Below are 20456 nucleotides of genomic sequence, written 5' to 3' on the forward strand. Positions count from 1 at the left end.
CCAATCGGTCAGCTGGCGGGCCGCTGCGGCTCCGGCCGGCCGCCGCGGGCCCGTAGCTCGGACTCTGCTTGTTCCCGTCCGCCACTCTCGAGTGCGGCCAGACTGCTGCTGGCCTGCCAGACCAGCCGATCCCGGCGCCAGACCCGCACTCGCAGATCCCCCAGCTGATGCTCCAGCGCGCCGGAGGCCAGACGTCGTTCCTCCACCAGCGGCACCGGCAACACGAAGGACTCCGCTGTCGGATTGCTGGCCTCCACCACAACCCGCCAAACCCGGCTGTGGCCCTGCACACGCCAATGGTCCCGGCCATCGGCGGTGGTCAGCTCGGCGTGCACCGGGCTGGTGCCAGGGTTTCCCAGCCGCAGTTGCCGCCCGTCGGGCAGGCGAACCACCAGGGCCGTGACCTCGGTGGTGAGCCGGGCGTCGCGGCCCGGCCGGCCCAGATGGATGGTGCCGCCCGCAAATGCCACGCAGGCCGACGGGTCGTCGAAGCCCTGGGCCTGGCCCCACCACCAGGCGGTGGGGAAGCCGCCGCGGCCCCAGTTCTTCTCGGCATAGAGCTGGGCGTCGGTGAACTCCCAGAGGTCGTCGGGGGTGACCAGGCTTCCACTCACCCGGCCGCCCAGCGCCCAGGGATGCCAGTACTGGTTCATCCACGGCACCATCTGAAAGACGCTGGAGCCACCCAACAGCCCCTGCCAGCGGTGCACCTCCTCCAGCCGGGCGGTCAAGTGCGCGTCGCCCAGCCGGACGTCGAGCGCGGAATCGCTGCCGTGCACGGTGCCAGACTCGCCCGACATCTCCACCAGCACCCCGTCCCGGGCGGCCGTGGCTTCCGGCAGGTGGGCCGTGGCCAGCAGGGGCGGTGCGGTGCGGCTGTCGCAGGCCAGCCCGGCGATACCCCAGACCGGGCCGCGACGAGGGGTGTTGACCCCGGCCAGCAGGATGGCGACCCGATCCTGCGCGGCGTCGGTGATCCGCCAGAACCAGCCATCCATGGACACACCGCGGGCGCCCAGCAGGTCACCGCCGGGGAGCTCGGCGCCGGTGGTCCGGTAGGCGTCCAACAGGTCGCCCAGCATTCGTCGTCCGTTCACCAGCTCACCGTAATCTTCGGTGAAGGCCGTGCACCACAACCACGGCCATGAAAGGACCACCATGAGCACCAAGATCTGGGCCCACCGGGGTGCCAGCGCCATCGCGCCGGAGAACACCATGTCCGCCTTCCGCAAGGCCGTCGAGCTGGGCGCCGACGGGATCGAACTGGACGTGCAGCGCAGCGCCGACGGGATGCTGGTCGTGATCCATGACGAGACGGTCGACCGGTGCACCAATGGCAGCGGCCGCGTGGTGGAGCTGACCTGGGACGAGATGAAGGATCTGGACGCCAGCGCCGGGGACCCGGCCTTCGCCGGGGAGCGGCTGCCGCTGCTGGGCGACGTGCTGGAGCTGCTGGCACCCACCTCGATGGTGCTGAACATCGAGCTGAAGGATGGGGTTGAGCACTACCCGGGGATGGACCGGCAGGTGGTTGAGGCTGTGCGGGCCGCCGGGATGACCGATCGGGTGATTCTCAGCTCCTTCAACCATGTGCAGTTCGCCGGCTCCCGGGAGCTGGGCCTGCCGCTGGGCCTGCTCTACGTGGAGCCACTCTTTGCCGCGGAGGAGTACGCCGCCGGCTTCGGTGCCGCCGCCGTGCACCCCGACTTCCGCACCCTGAGCGAGCCCGGGCTACTGGACCGCTTCCGCGCCAAGGAGATCGCCGTCAACGTCTGGACCGTCAACCGGCGCGAGGATCTGGCCGCGATGATCGCCACCGGGGTGGATGCGGTGATCACCGACGACGTGGAGCTCGCGCTGGAGGTTCGCGCCGCCCACGGCGGCTGAGCTGGAAGCCCGTGGGCCTGCTCCACGCGCACCGGCTCGACAGGTCTGCGCCACAAACCACATCCAGATTCGCACCGGGTGCCATAGAGGCACTGGGTGGCACTCAGGATGCAGTTTGTGGCGCAAACTGCTGGTGAGTGGGTGCCGGGTTGCACTGGACCTGAGCCCGTCCCGACCGGCGGCGGGACAACTCCCGCTGCGAACCCTGCGAGGGCTGCGCGTTGCCGGTGCCCGACGCGAATATCCCGCGGGGGCGGCGTTCAGCAGCGCAGCCCGGGGCGCCGGAGGCGCAACGCTCGCAGGTTCGGTGACAGTCCAATGACATTCGCCTGCCACCATGGCCCCATGGCGAAGGTATTGCTGGTGGAGGACGACGCCGGGGTGCGTGAGGCGATGGGCCTGGCCCTGCGCGGGCTGGGCCACGACGTGGTGGCGGCCGAGGACGGTTACGCGGCCCTGCGAGAGATGACTCCGGGACACCCGCATGAGGTGATGGTGCTGGACGTGATGATGCCCGGGATCGACGGCTTCGAGGTCTGCCGCCGGGTCCGGGTCACCGACGGCATCCCGATCGTGATGCTCACCGCCCGCACCGAGCCCGTGGACATCGTCGTCGGCCTGGAATGCGGCGCCGACGACTACGTCGGCAAGCCGGTGGAGCCCCGGGTGCTGGACGCCCGGATCAAGGCGCTGCTGCGCCGCGTCGCCAGTGAACCCCGCAACGCCCTGGTGGAGCTGGGCGATCTCCGGATCGACGTCGACGCGATGGTGGTCACCCGCAACGGGAAAGACCTGGGGCTGACGCCGATGGAGCTGAAACTGTTGGTCTTCCTGGTGCGCAATGCCGGCCAGGTCCTGAGTCGTAACCTCTTGCTGGACAGGGTGTGGGAATACGAGTACACCGGTGACTCCCGGCTGGTGGACGCGGCGATCCAGCGGTTGCGCGCCAAGGTGGAGCCGGACCCGGCGCACCCCACCCACATCCATACCGTGCGCGGTGTGGGCTACCGGCTGGATCGACGATGAGCGGCCGGGGCGTGGAACGCCGAGCGCGCTGGCGGCGGCCTGCTTGGCTGCGGCTGCCCGGGCTGCGGACCCAGATCGCGCTGGCCGTGTGGGGGGCGGTGCTGGTCACCAATGGGATGGCGAGCGATCTGGCGATCAGCTCGGTGGATTCCGCGAATCACCAAGCGGCCTATCGTGCACAGGCGGCTGCCCTGGCCGGCCAGACCTCCAGTTGGCTGGCCAACCGGGACGCCACCGCGGCCGAGTTTGGCCGAACTCGTGCCCAAGCAGCCGGCGCGGTGCGGGTCTGGCAGCTTCCCGCCAATCGGGTGCGGACGGATGGCCTGGGCGATTGGGCGGTGGAGGTGCCGGAATCCGCGACGTGGCAGAGCGGGGAGGTTCCCTACGAATCGGTCTATCCGCTCGGATCCGAGGGCAGCGGCGCGAGCAAGCGCTGGGTCGGCTACCTCTCCAACGACACCGCAATGCAGGTGTTTCCACGCGGGGACGGGACGGTGCTGGCGGTGGTCGAGACCGTCGACTCCGGCGTTGACTGGTCTGCCCAGCACAAGTTGAAGCGTGATCTTGACCGGCAAGGCTGGGCCTTGGGCCTGCTGTCCGGCGTGGGGGCGTGGCTGCTCTCCGGGGCCCTGATGCGCCCGGCCCGCCGCGCCAGCGAGGTGGCCCGACGGCTGGGCCGCGGGGAGCTCTCTGCCCGGGTGCCGGTCACCGGCCGCGACGAGATCGCCGTGCTCGGCAGCAGCATCAACGACATGGCCAGCAGCCTGCAGCAGATGATGGCCGCCCAACGGCACTTCATCTCCGACACCGCGCACGAGCTGCGCACCCCCACCGCCGCCCTGCTGGCGACGGCCTCGGCGCTGGACGAACCCAGCACCCGGGACGAGGCCGCGGCTCTGGTCAGCCCCCAGTTGCGTCGACTGAGCACCCTCACCGAGGACCTGCTGGCGCTCAGCCGCTTCGACGACGGGAGGGAGGCCCGGGACGACCAGGTGGTGGATCTGGTCGATGTGGCGGAACACGCCGCGCGGCAGGTTGCGGCCGGTCAGGACGTGCGGATCCGCAGCGAGGGGCCGGTCTTCGCGATCGTCGACCCGGCCCGGATCTCCACCATCGTCCGCAACCTGGTCTCCAATGGTCTGCGGCATGGCGAGGCGCCCGTCGTGGTGGTGGTCAGCGAGGCCGGTGACCAGGGCGTGATCCGGGTCAGCGACGCCGGCCCCGGCGTGCCCGCGGAGCAGCGCGAGGTGATCTTCAACCGCTTCGTCCGCGGCGACGACGCCCGGCACGGCGAGGGTGCGGGGCTGGGGCTGGCCATCGCCCGGGAGAATGCGGAGCTGCACGGCGGTTCGCTGGAGCTCGGCGAGGATGGGCACGGCTTCACCCTGCGACTCCCGCTGTCGCCGCTCGCGACCGCACCCGAGAGGGCCGTGGAACGAGTGCGCCGCATCAGCACCACCGTCACCCGGCCGCCGGCCCACGGGATCACCGTGCCGGATGTGCTCACCGGCCTGTTCTGGAATGGGGCCGCGATGTTCACGATGCACCGCGCGCTCATGTTCCTCGTCTGGGGGGAGACGTCGAATGCGGGGTTGCTGCTCGGCTCCTCGATGGCCCTCGTGCTGGCGGGACGCTGGCTCGCCGCCCGCAACGGCTCCACTCATCCTTGGCGCTGGGGTTTCACGGCCCTCGCCCCGCTGCTGGTGGTGCTGGTCTTTGGCCTCGGCAACCTCCCAGCCGCCCTGGCCGTCACACTCGGGAGCCTGCTGTGGATGATCACGCAGAGGCGTCGCTGACCGGTATCGCGCTGGTGACGGTGCGATGACATCGCGCTGGTCGGCTGGGAGGCATGAGCTTCCCCGTCACTGTCCAGCGGACAGCCGGCCCCACCGCGCGGGCCCACGTCGCCGCACCAGCGCCCCCGCCGATCGTCGTCGAAAGGGCGTCGCTGACGCGGCTGCCCTGGTGGCCGGCACTGCTGGTCTGGGGACTGTCGGCGGTATGTTCGGGCGCCCTCGGCCTGCATCTGCACGCCACGCTGCGCACCGGGATGGACCTGGCCATCTTCGACCAGGGCATTCGCGCGTTGAGCCACGGTGGTGCGCCCGTCTCGGCGATCAAGGGCGGCATGAGCCTGTGGGGTGATCACTTCCACCCGGCGATCGTCGTGCTGGTGCCGCTGTACTGGCTCTGGGACGATCCGCGAATGTTGCTTCTGGCCCAGGCCGTGCTGGTCGGGGCGGCCTGTGCCGTGCTGACCCGGTACGCGCAGCAGGTGCTCCCCGCCCGGCATCGAAACCGGACGGCGACGCTGATCGGGCTCTGCCTGGCCGGCTCTGTCGGGGTGCAGGGAACGGTGAGCTTCGACTTCCATGAAGTCTGCTTGGCCGCGGTACCCGTCGCTCTGTCGGCCACGGCGCTGGCCAGGCGACGGTGGACCCCGGCCATCGGTTGGGCACTGGTGGCGCTTCCGGTGAAGGAGGACATGGGGCTGGTGGTGCTCGGCGTGGCGATCGTGCTGGTGGTGCACGGGCAGACCCGTCGGGCGATCGCCCCGATCGTGTTGGCGTTGGGCTGGACGGCGGTGGTGGTCAAGCTGGTCATCCCCGGCATCGCCGGTCACGGCTGGACCTACCAGGCGACGGTCTCCGGCGGAGTCACGACGCTGCTGGGCAACCTGGGAGCGTCGCTGACCCGGATCGACGGGATCGGCGTGACCTCACTCGTGCTGCTGCTGGCCACCGGGCTGCTGGCGCTGCGATCGCCGGTGGCGTTGTCCGCGCTCCCGATGCTGCTGGCCCGCGGCGCGACGTCCGGCAGCCACCTGCCGATGCTGGGCTACCACTATGACCTGTTGCCGCAGATCTTCCTGTTCGCCGCGGCGATCCAGGTGCTGGGGCGGCTGCAGCCCGCAGCTCTTCGAGTGGCCGTGCGACGCCTGGTGCTGCTCATCCTTCTCCTGCTGCTGGTGGGGCCGTGCATGTGGCGGCTGGTGGCCGGTGCCCTGCTGGAGGACCGGCCTGGGCAGGCGGCCCGCGCCCTGGGCGAACTTCCGGCGGGGGCGGTGGTGGCGGTGGATCCGGTGCTCGCCAGCCACGCCAGCCGACACCACGAGCAGCTGCGGTTGCTGGAGCCCGCCACCGCCCCGGACCGATCCACCGGCTGGGTGGTGTTGGATCTACGTCGTCACAACCTGCCGGGAACAGAGCCGGGGCAGCCGCGGGTCACCGCGCTGGAAGGCCTCGGCTATCGCATGGTGGCGCGACACGGGGACTTCGTCGTGCTGCACCGCTCCGGTTGGCGTAGACGGTGCCATGCGGGGTGTGGCACTCCTCATTCCAGACGGTGAGACTCACCCTCGGGAGAACAAGGTCGTGCGACCAATTCCGAGAATCGACCGCAGGATTCTGCTCTGTGGCCACGTTTGAGCGGGGCGCCAATAGTGTGGCGCGATTCCGAAGGTCGGTTTTCGGCAAACCGCCCCTCGACAAGCCCGAGGACCGTGGTGACGTGCCTGATCGACGCAAGCACGGTGGTCGAGCCTGTCGAGGTCTCTGGTCGAGGCCCCTCGACAGACTCGGGGATCTGGGTTGGGTGGGGCCTCGTGATCAGGCGTCGAAGGCGATCCGCTCCGGGTTCGAGTACAGGTTCATCCGGTCGCCGCGGACGAAGCCGGCCAGTGTGAGGCCGGTGGAGTCCGCCACCTCCACCGCCAGTGAGGAGGGCGCGGAGATTCCTGCCAGGACGGGGATTCCTGCCAGCACCGCCTTCTGGGCCAGCTCGAAGCTGGTCCGGCCGGACACCATCAGCACGCAGCCCGAGGCCGGGCGTCGACCATTGAGCAGGGCCCAACCCACCACCTTGTCGGTGGCATTGTGCCGGCCGACATCCTCCCGGGCCACCAGCAGTTCCCCGTCGGCGGTGAACAACGCGACGCCGTGCAGGCCGCCGGTGGCCTCAAAGGTGCGCTGCACCTCGCGCAGCCGGTCGGGCAGGCCGAGCAGCACGTCGGCCGGAACCCGGCAGGAGTCCTGGCTGAGGTCGAAGGCGGCCTCCTGGCGCAGCAGGTCGATCGACGCGGTGCCGCACACCCCGCAGGCGGAGCTGGTCACACTGCGGCGCAGCCGAGCGTCGGGCACCACGACGCCGGGGGCCAGCCGCACGTCCAGCACGTTGTAGGTGTTGGCCGGCTGCCCCAGATCGTCATCCATCACCGAGCCGGCGCAGTAGCGGGCCTGCAGCACGTCCTCGGGGCCGCGGATGATGCCCTCCGCGGCCAGCAGGCCGTGCACCAGCTCGATGTCGGCCCCGGGGGTGCGCATCGTGACGGTGTAGGGCTCGCCGCCCAGCCGGATCTCCAGCGGCTCCTCGACCGCGAGCCGGTCGATCCGTCGGGTTCCCTGTGGGTGTAGGGAATCGACGTGGATGATCGGGTGCCGGGCGGTGACCCGGGTCACGGCTGCCAACCGTCGAGCATGGCCCCAACCCGGGCGATCTGCGCGCGCAGGGCCTCGGCGCTGGGCTCGCCGCCGTCGCGGGTGGCGGCGATCCCCACCAACAGCGCGGTGATCGGCCCGGCGGGGCGGGCGGGGCCGTGCGCGACGCCAGCCACCAGCTGCAGCAGCTCGGGCGTGATGGCGGCGATCGTCTCCCGATCCAGACCGAATTCCCGGCAGACGTCGTCGGTCCAGGCGTCGCGGCGCCGGGTGACCTCCGGATCGTCGGAGCGTTGCTTCATCGCTTCTCCTTGCTGCTGCGGACAACCTCACGATGCCCGGCGTCCAGGCGTCGCGTCCAGCCCTTGGCATCCAGGTGTTCCAGCAGCGGGATCACCACCCGACGGGTGCTGCCCAGGGCCTGGCGCGCCTGGCTGGTGGTGAAGGGCTGCGGTAGTGCCGCCAGCTTACGCATGGCGCGGGCGGGCCCGAGCGGCGCGAGCACGATCTGGTCATCCAGATCCAGCAGACGCCCCAGCCGTACCGCGGCGGCGATCTGCTTGGGGCCAAGCCCGAGTGCCGCCAACTCGTCCCGCTCCGGCGCCGCGAAGGGGTGCGCCTCCAGCCGGGCCTCCAGCTCGGCCAGCCCGACCTCCGCCTCGCCCAGGTGGGCGGTGGTTCCGGGGCGCTCCAGATGGCCGTCGGACACCCGCAGGCCGGCGTCGGGGGCCAGCGCTTCGGCCAAGGCGCGTTCCGGGAGTCCGACCGCACCCGCCGCGGCGCCCAGCGAGATCCTGGCCTGCAGGGGATTCTCGGCGATGGCCCGGTCGGTGACCCGGCCCAGGTCGTCGGCCCAGGCCGTCCACTGGGCGGGGGAGACCAGCAACCGGTTGCCGGCCACCTCGCGGGGCCCGGGGCTCCGCAGGGTTCCGGCGGTGATCGCGGCGGCGATTTGCTGCTCGTCGACGCCCAGCGCCAGCAGGTCGCTGGCCCGCATCCAGCCGCGCCGGGCCACCTCCCTGGCCGTGTTGATCCGGTCCCCGGCGACCAGCAGTTCCTCGCCGCGTCGCCGTCCGGCACCGCGCCGGGTGAGCTCGGGTGGGTCCACATCCAGCACCAGCGCGCCGCACAGGACGTGCTGTTGGCCCGGGTCGCGCAGGATCATCCGATCCCCAACCCGCAGTGGCAAGGGGTTCTGCCAGCTCAGTCGGACCGCGTCGCCGGCCAACGGGCGCACGCGCACCTGCATCGCCGCGGTGCCGACGTGGGCCATCAGGTGCTCCGGCAGGTCATCGCCGGGGGCATCCAGCCGGGCGTCGACGCTGGCGGTGGTGCGCCAGGCGCCGTGCAGCAGGGCGTCGCCGCGGGTCAGCTGGTCGGTGGCGATCCCGCGCAGGTTCACCGCCACCCGGGCGACCGCGGGCACCTCGGCCCGCGCCTGCTCCAGCGCCTGCAGGCCGCGGATGGTGGCGCTGACCTGGCCCGACGCGGTGTGCAGCCGCACCTGGTCACCAAGGCGCAGCGTCCCCTGGCCGAGGGTTCCGGTGATCACCGTTCCCGCGCCCTTCACGGTGAAGACCCGGTCGATCCACAGCCTCACCCGGCCGTCGACGGTGGGTTCCGGCAGTGCCCCGCACAGCCGACCGAGCGCGGCGCGTACCTCCGCCAACCCCTCGCCGGTGGCAGCGGAAACCGTCACCGCCTCACAGCTGGCCAGCGGCGTGTCGGCCAGCTGCTCGCGCGTCTGGGCCAGCGCCGGAGCGGGATCGGCCAGGTCGCTACGGGTGATCACCAACACGCCATGCTCGATCCCCAGCGCCCGGATGGCCGCCAGATGCTCGGCACTCTGCCGTCGCCAACCCTCGTCGGCGGCGACGACGAACATCACCGCCGGCACCGGACCAACCCCGGCCAGCATGTTGGCGATGAAGCGCTGATGACCCGGGACGTCGACGAAGACCACCTCTTCGGCGCCGCGGTCGACGGGCAGCCGGGCCCAGACATAGCCCAGGTCAATGGTCAGGCCGCGGCGATGTTCCTCCGCCCAGCGGTCCGGGTCGGTGCCGGTCAGCGCCCTGACCAAGGTGGACTTCCCGTGGTCGACGTGCCCGGCCGTGGCGATCACCCTCATCGGCAGGTGTCCATGGCTCGGCGCACGGCCTCGGTCAGACTCGCGTCATCCCCCGGCTCGACGCAGCGCAGGTCCACCAGGCAGCGGCCGTCGTCCACCCGGGTCAGTACCGCCGGCTCGCCCCGGCGCAACGCCAGCGCCAGCGGATCCGCGGCGCCCGGCAGCGCGACCGCCACCCCGGGCAGTTCATGCCCGGGTGCCCCACCACCGCCGATCCGGCCCGCCACCGGCACGATCTGCCCACCGACCGCCGTCGCCAGGCTCTGGCTGCGCTCCCGCAACTGCTCGGAACCCAGCCGACGAAAGCGGGTCACTGGCGGTTCCGGCCCGCGCAGGGTGGCCTCCAGCGCGGCCAGGGTCAGCTTGTCGACGCGGACCGCCCGCGCCAGCGGATGGCGCCGCATCCGCTCCACCAGATCCGCGTCACCCAGCACCAGACCGGCCTGCGGGCCGCCCAACAGCTTGTCGCCGGACGCGGTGACGACGCTCGCGCCAGCCGTCAGGGCGGTATTGGCGTCGGGTTCGTTCGGCAGGTCAGGGTCGGGCGACAGCAGCCCGGAGCCGATGTCACAGACCACCGGCATGTCCAGACCAGTCAGCTCCTCCAGTGCGACGCTGCTGGTGAAGCCGGTGACGGTGAAGTTGCTGGGGTGCACCTTGAGGATGCAGCCGGTGTGGGTGGTGACGGCGTCGCGGTAGTCGGCCAGGTGGGTGCGATTGGTGGTGCCCACCTCGCGCAGCCGGACACCGGTGGAGGTGATCAGGTCCGGCAACCGGAAACCGGCACCGATCTCCACCAACTCGCCACGGGAGACGATCACCTCGCGCCCGGCGGCCAGGGTGGTGGTGGCCAGCATCAGCGCGGCGGCGCCGTTGTTCACCACGAGCGCGGCCTGCGCGGCGGGCACCCGCTCCAGCAGGGCGTCGAGCACCCCGGCGCCCCGGCGGGACCGCTTGCCGGTGGCCAGATCCAGCTCCACGTCGGTGTAGCCGCTGGCCGCCCGGATCGCCTCCAGAGCCGCCGCGGACAGCGGCGCCCGGCCGATGTTGGTGTGCACCACGACGCCGGTGGCGTTCAGTACCGGACGCAGGCTGGAAGCCCGCTGGGGAAGAAGTTCCAGCACCCGATCGGCCACCCGCTCGGGTGGGATCTCCCCGGCGCGGGCCTGGCCCTGCGCCACCCGGACGGCGCTGCGCACCAGCGAATCACCGAGCCGGTCGGCCGCGGCCCGGAGGGCCGGGGCGCGCAGCAGGTCGTCGGTGCGGGGGATCCGGCGACGCGGGTCGTCGCTCATAGGCCTCTCCTTCCTGCGGGGAAGTGGCGGAGGCGGACGGGAATCGAACCCGCCAGACCGAGATGCTCGGCCTCACCGGTTTTGAAGACCGGGGAGCCCACCAGGAACCCAGACGCCTCCTCGGGAACACTGCTGCTCCCGCGCCGAGGGTAGCCGATCGGGGCAGCTGGGGCGCAAGGCTTTGAGCCAGGCCACTTCCAGATGCCGGTTTCAGGACGGCGCCGACACCGCCCGAATGTCGGGTCAGCTGCCCATTTCCGAGAATTGCCCTCTGGATCTGACCTGTCCTCGGTGGGCGCCGCCTGCGGCCTGGTCCCGGACGAATTCTGGAGGTCGATTCTCGGGAACTGGGGCTGGCCCGGCTGGATCCGGGCCTCTAGGGTGGCGACATGAGCGACATCCCCAAGGATCCCTCTCGTCTCACCCAGCACGCCCACGGCGGCGGTTGCGCCTGCAAGATCCCGCCGGGCGAGCTGGAACAGATGGTTCGCGGACTGGTGGGCCGCAGCTACCCGGAGCTCGTGGTGGGCCTGGACGACGGTGACGACGCCGCCGCGGTGCTGGTCAGCCCCGGGTCGACGAACGACGAGGTGGTGATCTCCACCACCGACTTCTTCACTCCCGTCGTCGACGACGCCTACGACTGGGGCCGGATTGCCGCCGCCAATGCGCTCAGCGACATCTACGCGATGGGTGGCCGGCCGGTGCTGGCCATCAACCTGCTTGGCTGGCCGCGGGGTGTGCTGCCCACCGAGCTTGCCAGCGAGGTGCTGCGTGGTGGGCTGGCGATCTGTGAGCAGGTAGGGATCCCGCTGGCCGGCGGGCACTCGATCGACAGCCCCGAACCGATCTACGGCCTGGCCGTCACCGGCCTGGGCAATGCCAATCGGCTGCTGCGCAATGATTCCGCGGCGGCCGGGGTGCCGATCAGCCTCACCAAACCGCTGGGCGTCGGCGTGCTGAACAACCGCCACAAGGCCACCGGGGAGAAGTTCCCGCAGGCCATCGAGTCGATGACCACCCTCAACCGGGAGGCCTCCCAGGCGGCGCTCGACGCGGGGATCACGGCCGCGACCGACGTCACCGGTTTCGGGCTGCTCGGCCACCTGTTCAAGATGTCGCGCGCCTCCGGCGTGAGCGCCGTGATCGACGCGTCCAAGGTGCCCTACCTGGACGGGGCGCGGCGCAGCATCGACGAGGGTTTCATCCCCGGCGGCAGCCGCCGCAACCTCGACTGGGTGCGCCCGCACCTGTCCGCCGACGGCCTGAGCGAGGAGGAGTTGATCCTGTTGGCCGACGCCCAGACCTCGGGCGGGCTGCTGCTGGCCGGCGAGATCCCCGGCGCCACGGTGATCGGCGAGTTCGTCCCTCAGCAGGAGGCCGCGGTCATCGTGCGCTGACCGGATCTGAGGTCAGGCACTGTTCCCCACCACTCAGGCGGGCCACTCGCCGCCGGGTTGGTCGACGCCCTTGCCCGCGGCGCGCTTGGCCTCGGCGCGACGACGCTGCGGGCGAACCGTGTAGATCGGGTCCTCGGCCGACTGCACCCCGGCATGCCAGAAGGCGTAGCGGGTGCAGAACGAGCCGCCCAGCAGGCACAGGCCCGAGGCGATGTTGAGGGCCTTGTTGTGTCGGGCAACGGCGGAACCCACCAGACCGGCAACGGTCAGCGCCTTCGCCGCCGTGTGGAAACGGCCACCGGCGCCTTCGTGCAGCGGGGTGCCCTCCTCGCCCAGGCGTTCCTCCAGCAGCCGGTCGGCGCCCAGGTCACAGGCGGCGGCGATCACGGCCAGCTGGCGTACCGGGCCGGTCTCCTCCACCGGAGAGGTGATCATCGCCAGGCCAGAGCCGGCCGCCGTCGCGGAGGAGACGAAGATGAAGGGCAGCTCGCGGTAGCTCTCGTGCCACAGGGGAGTGGCGGTGTCAGCCAGCAACACCGCGGTGTAGGCGGCCAGCGGCGGGCTGAAGAAGGCCGATCCGGCCGTGGCAAGGCCATCGGCCCACTTCAGCCACGGCGCGACGGCCTGGTGCAGGTGCAGTTTCTGCCGCACCAGCTCCATCCGCGGGTCCGGATCGCGCAGGATCGCCAGCCCGGTGGCGGCGCCCGTGGTCACCGAGAAACCGGTCAGGATCCAGCTGCCGACACTCATCGGCGAGGTCAACTTGGCGGTGCGCATCATGTTCAGGAAGCGCTCCGGCCGCCCCAGATCCGCGATCAGCGCATTGCCGCCCAGCCCGATCGCCACCAGCGACGAGATCCTGGAACGGCGACGCAGCTTGGCCCGCCCGGTGATCGACGCCCCGGCACCGATCAGCGCCGAACCGGCCGCCAGCCCACCGAGGAAGAGGTAGTCGGCAATCTCGTGCTCCCACGGCGCGGGTTTGACGATGTTGCGGCCGTAGTAGCTGGTGAACTCCGCCTCCGGCACGGTGGCATGCGGGTCGCCGCGGCGCTTGCGTCGTCGCCCCTTGCCGCGCAGCGGATTGCGCGGGAACTGGGCGCCGCGGTCCTCGTCGAGTGCGGTGAATGTCACTGGTACCTCCCGTTGCCGACGAAGACCGACAGGGCGACGCCGATCATCGCGGTGCCCGCAATCCCTGCCATGGTGAACATTCGCGGCAGGTCGGCGGTGGTGACCACCGGGTCCGGCGGCAGGCCATAGGCCTCTGGCTCATCCATCAGCAGGAAGACCGATCCGGTGCCGCCCACCCCGTCGTCGGGATTGGCGCCGTAGAGCCGGGCCTCGCCGTGGCCCTGCTCATGCAGCACTCTCAGCCGTTCGCGGGCCAGCGCCACCATCTCGTCGTGGTTGCCGAACTTGATGCTGGTGGTGGGGCAGGTCTGCGCGCAGGCCGGGGTGAGGCCGTCGGTCAGCCGGTCGTAGCACAACGTGCACTTCTGCGCGATGCCGCCGTTGAGGACGGGCTGGCGGGTGGCGTCGCCCAGCTCGACGGTGCCGTTCTCCCGCTTCCCGATCACCCCGAAGGGGCAGGAGGCGACGCAGTAGCCGCAGCCATTGCACACGTCGGATTGCACGACGACGGTGCCGAACTCGCTGCGGAAGAGCGCGCCGGTGGGGCAGACGTCCAGGCAGCCGGCGTGCGTGCAGTGCTTGCACACGTCGGAGCTCATCAACCAACGCACCGCCTGGATGCCCTGCGGGGAGGCCTCGACGGGCTCGGCCATCGTGGTTGCGTCACCGCCCGTCGTGACTGGCTTCCCGGGCATCTGCGGCATTCCCAGCAGCACCGCGCCCGACTCCTTCGCGGCGATCTGCTGCTGTGGGGTCTGCTCGATGAAAGCGACGTGGCGCCAGGTGTTGGCGCCCAGATGGTTGGAGTTGTCATACGAGTCGCCGGAGAATTCCAGGCCGTGATCCTCCGGGCCGCGGGCCGGCACCCGGTTCCACTCCTTGCAGGCCACCTCACAGGCCTTGCAGCCGATGCAGATGGAGGTGTCGGTGAAGAAACCCTTGCGCCGGTGCTCGCCCTGCCAGTTGGCGTCCTTGATCGGGTCCGTGGCCGAGGCCAGCTGCTGGTCCCAGTAGTCGCTCAGCCGGTTCCACACGTCGAGTGCCTTCACGCCCGGCCTCCCTGCTGCTGATGGTCGGGGTGGTGGGTGTGTTCCTGGGCCTCGGCGGCGCAGAACTCACACTCGTCGTCCAGACGCAGACCGGCGGGCAGCTCCAGCGACAGGTTGTCCACCGCGTCGCTCGACGTGTCCAGGGTCAGGCCAGCGCGTCGCTGGTAGTCGGCGACGAGTTCCAGGTTGGCCGCGCCCTGTGGCCGACGCCCGGGGCGGATGGCGCAGGAGGCCACCTTGCCCTCCTGGATCTGCACATTCGGATCCAGCGCAATGCCCAGCAGGTCGTTCACCGAGTCACCTTCGACGACGGCCCGCTCACCCTTGGCCCAGTGGTACGGCAGGCCAATCTGGTGCACCACCCGGCCGTTGATGGTCAGCGGCGTCACCCGTCGGGTCACCATCACCCGCACCTCGATCGCGGCGCGTGGGGAGATGATCGTCGCCCAGCCGCCGTGCTCCAGACCCTCCGCCTCAGCCAGCTCCGGCGAGATCTCACAGAAGAGTTCGGGCTGCAGTTCGGCCAGGTAGGGCAGGTAGCGGCTCATTCCGCCGGCCGTGTGGTGCTCGGTCAGCCGATAGGTGGTGAAGACGTGCGGGTAGACCTCGGAGCCCGCGCCCGTCCCCGAGACCGCAAACAGGTTGTCCGCGCGACGGAAGATGCTGCGGGTCGGGCTGGACTGCACCGGGTACAGCGGGTTGACGACGGGTGACTCCTGCGCCTCGTAGTGGGTGGGCAGCGGCCCGTCCACCAGGCCCTTCGGCGCGTACAGCCAGGCCTTGCCGTCGGACTGCATGATGAAGGCGTCGGTGCCGTCCAGACCCGCGCCGCCGCCGGTACCGGGTTCGGCGCGGAAGCCGGGGGCCTTGGTGGCCGGGAAGTCCGGCACGTCATCGCCGACCCATTTCTGTTGGTCCTCGTCCCACCAGATGAGCTTCTTGCGCTCGCTCCACGGACGGCCGTCGGCATCGGCCGAGGCCCGGTTGTACAGCACCCGACGATTCGCCGGCCAGGCCCACGCCCACTCCAGATAGGGGGCGGGCTGCTGATCCTTCGGCACCTTGAGTGCTGCCCGGTTCACCCCGCCGGCAAAGATGCCGGAGTAGATCCAGCAGCCGCCCGCGGTGGAGCCGTCCGCCTTCATCTCGCCAAAACCGTTGAGCATCTCGCCGTCGTGCTCACCGCCGACGTGGCAGCCGTTGACCTCGCGCAGCACCGCCTCGGCATCCACCTCGCCGTGTTCGTCGGTGGGATAGTCCCAGGTGAGGTCCAGCAGCGGCCGGTCCCGGGGATCGGTGGAGTCGGCCAGCTTGGCGCGGATCCGCACGCCCAGTTCGTGGAAGAAGTCCAGGTCGCTCTGGGCCTCGCCGGGCGGGTTGGCGCCCTTCTCGCGCCACTGCACCAGCCGGTGGGTCTGGGTGAAGGTGCCGGCCTTCTCCGCATGCGAGGCGGCGGGCAGGAAGAAGACCTCGGTGGCGATGTCCTCGGTCTTCAACTCGCCGGTCTCGATCTCCGGGGAGTCCTGCCAGAAGGTGGCCGACTCGATCATCTGCAGATCCCGTACGACGAGCCACTTCAACTTGGCCATCGCCAGGCGCTGCATCCGGCCATGGGCGGAGGCGACGCCAGGATTCTGGCCCAGCAGGAAGTAGCCGTCCACCTTGCCGTCCAGCATCGCCATCACCGTCTGGTAGGTGCCGTGCGCGCCGGTCAGCTTGGGCAGGTAGTGGTAGGCCCAGTCGTTCTCCTTGGTGGCGTGCTCACCCCACCAGGCCTTCATCAGGTTGACCGTGTAGGTCTCGGCGTCGGCCCAGAATCCCTTCTGCTGCTTGGAAGCAATCGCGTCGACGTACTCGCGGAAGCTGTCGTGCTTGCCGGCCATTGGCATCGGCAGGTAGCCGGGCAGCAGGTTGTACAGCGTCGGGATGTCCGTCGAGCCCTGGATCGACGCGTGCCCGCGCAGCGCCATGATCCCCGAGCCGGGACGGCCCACATTGCCCATCAGCAGCTGCAGGATCGTCGACGTGCGGATCACCTGCGCGCCATTGGTGTGCTGCGTCCAGCCCACGGCGTAGCAGAAGGCGGTGGTGCGCTCCCGGCCCGAATTCTGGACGATGGCATCCGCCAGGTAGTCGAAGTCCGCCCGACTGATACCACAGGCCTGCTCCACCATCTCCGGGGTGTAGCGGGCATAGTGCCGCTTGAGGATGTTCAGCACGCAGTTGGGGTCCTGCAGGGTCGGATCGGTCTTGATCCGAGCGTGCTCCAGCGGCGCACCGCCGGCACCCTGGGTCTCCGACTGGCCCGCCTTGGCTTCGGTCTGGCCGTCATGACCCTGGGGGGAGTCCACCGTGTCGCCACCCTCGGTGGCATAGGCCCAGCTCTTGGTGTCGTAGGCGTGTTTGGCCTCGTCGTAGCCGCTGAAGAGGCCATCGAGGTCCTCGGTGTCCTGGAAGTCGTCGCTGACCACGCTGGCGGCATTGGTGAAGGTGAGCACGTACTCCTTGAACCACAGGTCATTGCTCAGCACGTGGTTGATCAGGGCGCCCAGCAGCACGATGTCGGAGCCGATCCGCAGCGGGATGTGCCGGTCTGCCTGCGCCGAGGTGCGGGTGAAGCGCGGATCGACGTGGATGATCCGGGCGCCCTTCAGCTTGGCCTCGGTGACCCATTGGAAGGCAACCGGATGGCACTCGGCCATGTTGGAACCCTGGATGATGATGCAGTCAGAGTTGGCCAGATCCTGCGTGTACTGGGTGGCGCCGCCGCGCCCAAAGGAGGCTCCCAGACCGGGAACCGTGGCGGAGTGTCATATTCGGGCCTGGTTCTCGATCTGGATGGCGCCCGCCGCGGTGAAGAGCTTCTTGATCAGGTAGTTCTCTTCATTGTCCAGGGCCGCACCGCCCAGCGACGCGATGCCCATGGTGCGACGAAGATCCTTGTGGCCGGCCTCGTCCTGCTCCTGCCACCAGTCGTGCCGGGCCTGCAGGAAACGGTCGGCGATCATGTCGATGGCCGTGTCCCGGTCCAGATCCTCCCAGTCCGTGGCGTACGGGCGACGGTAGCGGACCTTGGTGATCCGACGGGGAGAGCTCACCAGCTCCTTGGAGGCGGCCCCCTTGGGGCACAGCCGGCCGCGGTTGATCGGGGAATCGGGATCGCCCTCGATCTGGATGATCTTGCCGTCCTTGGCAAAGATCTTCTGGCCGCAGCCCACGGCGCAGTAGGGGCAGACGCTGCGGGCGACGTGATCGGCCTGTGCAATCCGCGGCTCGATGTTCACGGTCTTCTCGGAGACAACGGAGGGCCCGCGGCCCAGCACGTCCCCGGAGCCGAGCTGGCGCAGCACCGGCCAGTCGAGCAACTTCTTCGGGCTGACCATGGCACCTCCTGCAGCTGACGTGGTGCACTCAGCATAACCAGCACCTCCGACAGATTTCACTACCCGGGAGATGAACAGCCTGCTCCCCGGCCTGTTGCCTGGCTCCCCGGACCGTGGCCTTGCTCCTCCCGGTGCGGGAATGCGCCGCACCGGCCATGGCAGGGCAGCGGTTCGAGGAGGACAGCCGGAGTTTCGGAAGCGGCGCCGAGTGCTCCGAGACTGCGGGCCGGGTGGTGGATCCACCTTCCACGGGACTGGTTCCGGTTTGGCAGTCACGCCATGGCAAGGTCAGGGGGTGGGTGCAGGCCCGTCATCACCCGGGGCGTGCCCGACACGCAGCACCATCCCGCTCTTGGCGACACGGATCGGGCCCCGATAGGCCGAGGCCGCCTGGTCCACCCACCACGAGTCCTCGGCGCGCCCGGCCAGGTGCGACAGGACCAGCTGACCGACGCCCGACAGACAGGCGACCCGGCCCGCGTCGGCCGGCGTCGTGTGCGACTTCAGCTGGTGGTTCAGGAAGGCGCCGGAGAATCCCTGCTCCCGGTAGAAGTCGACGTTCACGGCCTCGTGTACCAGCAGGTCCGTCCCGCGTGCCAGCTCCACCAGTGCGGGGCAGAAGGTGGTGTCCCCCGAGATCGTGACCGATCCGTGGAGCGTCTCGAAGCGGTAGGCATAGGCAGGCTGCACCGGAGGATGGTCGACGCTGGTTGCCAAGACCCGTACACGACTGTCCTCAAAGACGACGGTGGGTTCGCTGAACGAGTCGTCGAGCTCCCGAACTTCCAGCAGACGCCCCAACTCGGGGCGACCCTCGTCCTGGATCCGGATGTCAAGGTCATAGGAGAAGCCCCGCAGGATCGAGTCCATCAGGCCTCGGGAGCCCGCCAGGGAACCACTGGCGCGCTCCGGGTCGGGGCCCGGGCCGATCACGGGGACCGGCGCCTCCAGCCCGTCCACGGGTTTTCCCCAGTTGAACAGCAGGTAGCCAGGCAGTTCCGCCACGTGGTCCGAGTGCAGGTGGGTGATGAACATGCCAGCCAGGTCCCGACCCCTCAGGCCCGCCTCGTGGGCGGCGCGGGTGCAGCCCAGGCCGAAGTCGACCAAGTAGAAGCGGTCATCGACCACGACGGCAGTGGCGATGCCGTTCTCGGGGCCGCGGATGGCGGGTCCGGCCGCCACGCCGAGGGTGATGACGCTCAGGCCGCGGTGGGTCCCCAGGTCAAGGGTCTCCTGGCAGTCGGGGTGCATGGTCTTCCTAGGGTTCGAGGTGTTCAGGGGGGGCGGTCAGGGTAGACAGTGGGGGCGTTCGTTGACGACCCGGGTCTCCAAGTAGTGCTCCAAGCCCCACACGCCGCGCTCCCGGCCGACACCGGACTGTCGCCAGCCACCGAAGGGGGCGTCGGGCTCCACCTGGGTGTGCTGGTTGATCCACACGGTCCCGGCCTCGATCCGCTCGGCGACGCCGCGGGCCCGTTCCAGGTCCGGGCTCCAGACGGAGGCGCCCAGGCCCCACTCCTGTTCGTTGAGGCGACCGGTGAGCTCGTCAACGTCGTCATAGGTCACCACGGGTAGTGCGGCGCCGAACTGCTCCTCGCGGACCAGGGGTGCCTGGTCGTCGAGGCCGGTGATGATGGTTGGGGCCATGAAGTGGCCGGGCAGGTCACAGCCCCGGCCACCGCCGATGACCCGTCGACCGCCGATCGCCAGGGCCTGGTCCACCATCTCCTGCACGGAGCTCAGCTGGCTGGCATTGTGCATCGGGCCCATCGTGGTCGACGGTTGTAGCCCGGGGCCCACGACGAGACGCTGCGCCTCGGCCACCATCGCGTCGACCACTTCCTGCGCCCGGTCCGCGGGGACGTAAACCCGCTTGACCGCCATGCAGACCTGCCCCGCATTACGGAAGGCCGACCTGACCAGGGCCTGCCCGGTGAATCCGGCATCCGCATCCGGCAGGATGATGGCGGGGTCATTGCCGCCCAGCTCCATCGTCACGCGTTTCACGGTAGGTGCGGCTTGGGCGAGGATCCTGGTGCCCACGTCGGTCGAGCCGGTGAAGGAGATCTTGCGGACCCGCGGGTGCTCGGCAAGAGCCACGTTGACGGTGCGGTCGCTGGACGTGGCGCACTGCAGGACACCGTCCGGCAGATGGGCGGCCATCTTCTCGACGAGGGACATGGTCGACAGCGGGGTGGTGGGCGACGGCTTGGAGACCACGGTGCAGCCGGTGGTCAGGGCGGGCGCCAGCTTGACCAGCAGCAGGGAGATCGGGAAGTTCCACGGGGTGATGGTGCCGGTGACGCCCACGGGTAGGCGGTCCACGCGCACGCTGCGATCCTCGCGGTCGGGCAGCTGCAGGCTGCGCTCCCAGTCGAGGGCAGCGTAGTGATCCAGCATCCCGGCCCCGATGAGGAATTCGCCACGCGCCTCGGCCAGGGGCTTGCCCTGTTCCCGCGACAGCAGGGTGGCCAGCTCCTCGACGTCCCGGCGGATCGCGTCGGCACACTGTCTCAGCGCGTCGACGCGTGCTTCGTGGCTCTGGGCCCAGGAACGCATCCCGGCAGCGGCGCGCGCCACCATCCGGTCGACGTCGGCCGGGGAATGCTCGGGTGCCTGCCCCACCACATCCAATGTGGCCGGGTCCAACACGTCGTAGTGCTGATCCATTGCTCGCCTCCGGTTTCCGCCCGTCGATCAGGTCTTGGCTGGTTC

Annotated in this window: 15 protein-coding genes and 1 tRNA gene; 5 read left to right on the forward strand and 11 right to left on the reverse strand. The window is 70.1% G+C overall.

Annotation, left to right across the window (positions count from 1 at the left end; genetic code table 11):
- Positions 1–8 precede the first annotated feature (8 nt).
- The gene (locus tag AAEX57_RS00925; protein ID WP_342090348.1) at positions 9–1097 is read right to left on the reverse strand and encodes a tocopherol cyclase family protein; all 1089 of its coding nucleotides are present in this window, start codon (positions 1095–1097) and stop codon (positions 9–11) included.
- Positions 1098–1158: 61 nt separating this feature from the next.
- Here AAEX57_RS00925 and AAEX57_RS00930 point away from each other — a divergent pair, with 61 nt between their 5' ends.
- From AAEX57_RS00930 to AAEX57_RS00945, 4 genes are all read left to right on the forward strand, one after another.
- Positions 1159–1887 (forward strand): glycerophosphodiester phosphodiesterase, encoded by a 729-nt coding sequence (locus AAEX57_RS00930; protein ID WP_342090349.1) that lies wholly within the window; start codon positions 1159–1161, stop codon positions 1885–1887.
- A 345-nt stretch (positions 1888–2232) separates the two neighbouring features.
- A complete protein-coding gene (locus tag AAEX57_RS00935; protein WP_342090350.1) occupies positions 2233–2913 on the forward strand; it encodes a response regulator transcription factor in 681 nt (226 codons plus the stop codon).
- A complete protein-coding gene (locus AAEX57_RS00940; protein ID WP_342090351.1) occupies positions 2910–4709 on the forward strand; it encodes a HAMP domain-containing sensor histidine kinase in 1800 nt (599 codons plus the stop codon). Before AAEX57_RS00935 ends, AAEX57_RS00940 begins: the two co-directional genes overlap by 4 nt.
- A gap of 53 nt (positions 4710–4762) precedes the next feature.
- Positions 4763–6262, forward strand: a complete 1500-nt coding sequence (locus AAEX57_RS00945; RefSeq protein WP_342090352.1) for a DUF2079 domain-containing protein — start codon at positions 4763–4765, stop codon at positions 6260–6262.
- Positions 6263–6521: 259 nt separating this feature from the next.
- Here the strand turns inward: AAEX57_RS00945 and fdhD are convergent, their stop codons facing one another.
- The 5 genes from fdhD to AAEX57_RS00970 form a co-directional block, all read right to left on the reverse strand.
- Positions 6522–7370, reverse strand: a complete 849-nt coding sequence (gene fdhD, locus AAEX57_RS00950) for a formate dehydrogenase accessory sulfurtransferase FdhD (protein ID WP_342090373.1) — start codon at positions 7368–7370, stop codon at positions 6522–6524.
- A complete protein-coding gene (locus AAEX57_RS00955; protein ID WP_342090353.1) occupies positions 7367–7651 on the reverse strand; it encodes a DUF6457 domain-containing protein in 285 nt (94 codons plus the stop codon). The genes fdhD and AAEX57_RS00955 overlap by 4 nt, the downstream gene beginning before the upstream one ends.
- Positions 7648–9480, reverse strand: a complete 1833-nt coding sequence (gene selB, locus AAEX57_RS00960) for a selenocysteine-specific translation elongation factor (RefSeq protein WP_342090354.1) — start codon at positions 9478–9480, stop codon at positions 7648–7650. Before selB ends, AAEX57_RS00955 begins: the two co-directional genes overlap by 4 nt.
- Positions 9477–10775, reverse strand: coding sequence for an L-seryl-tRNA(Sec) selenium transferase (gene selA, locus AAEX57_RS00965; RefSeq protein WP_342090355.1), 1299 nt, complete (start codon positions 10773–10775; stop codon positions 9477–9479). Before selA ends, selB begins: the two co-directional genes overlap by 4 nt.
- 24 nt (positions 10776–10799) lie before the next feature.
- Positions 10800–10895 (reverse strand) — tRNA-Sec (locus AAEX57_RS00970).
- 269 nt (positions 10896–11164) lie between these two features.
- On the opposite strand from AAEX57_RS00970, the gene selD reads away from it, so the two are divergent.
- Positions 11165–12175: a selenide, water dikinase SelD gene (gene selD, locus AAEX57_RS00975; protein WP_342090356.1), complete on the forward strand. Its 1011-nt coding sequence runs from the start codon at positions 11165–11167 to the stop codon at positions 12173–12175.
- Positions 12176–12208: 33 nt separating this feature from the next.
- Here the strand turns inward: selD and nrfD are convergent, their stop codons facing one another.
- The 5 genes from nrfD to AAEX57_RS01000 all read right to left on the reverse strand — a co-directional run bounded on the left by nrfD (position 12209) and on the right by AAEX57_RS01000 (position 20411).
- Entirely contained in the window at positions 12209–13309 is a 1101-nt protein-coding gene (gene nrfD / locus AAEX57_RS00980) for an NrfD/PsrC family molybdoenzyme membrane anchor subunit (protein WP_342090357.1), read from the reverse strand.
- On the reverse strand, positions 13306–14358 hold the full coding sequence (locus tag AAEX57_RS00985) for a 4Fe-4S dicluster domain-containing protein (RefSeq protein WP_342090358.1): 1053 nt from the start codon (positions 14356–14358) through the stop codon (positions 13306–13308). Before AAEX57_RS00985 ends, nrfD begins: the two co-directional genes overlap by 4 nt.
- The gene (gene fdh, locus AAEX57_RS00990) at positions 14355–17741 is read right to left on the reverse strand and encodes a formate dehydrogenase (protein ID WP_342090359.1); all 3387 of its coding nucleotides are present in this window, start codon (positions 17739–17741) and stop codon (positions 14355–14357) included. Before fdh ends, AAEX57_RS00985 begins: the two co-directional genes overlap by 4 nt.
- A gap of 288 nt (positions 17742–18029) precedes the next feature.
- Positions 18030–18992: an MBL fold metallo-hydrolase gene (locus AAEX57_RS00995; protein ID WP_342090360.1), complete on the reverse strand. Its 963-nt coding sequence runs from the start codon at positions 18990–18992 to the stop codon at positions 18030–18032.
- Between the two features lie 36 nt (positions 18993–19028).
- The gene (locus AAEX57_RS01000) at positions 19029–20411 is read right to left on the reverse strand and encodes an aldehyde dehydrogenase family protein (RefSeq protein WP_342090361.1); all 1383 of its coding nucleotides are present in this window, start codon (positions 20409–20411) and stop codon (positions 19029–19031) included.
- Positions 20412–20456 lie beyond the last annotated feature (45 nt).

This window comes from Luteococcus sp. H91 (assembly GCF_038433135.1).
GTDB lineage: Bacteria > Actinomycetota > Actinomycetes > Propionibacteriales > Propionibacteriaceae > Luteococcus.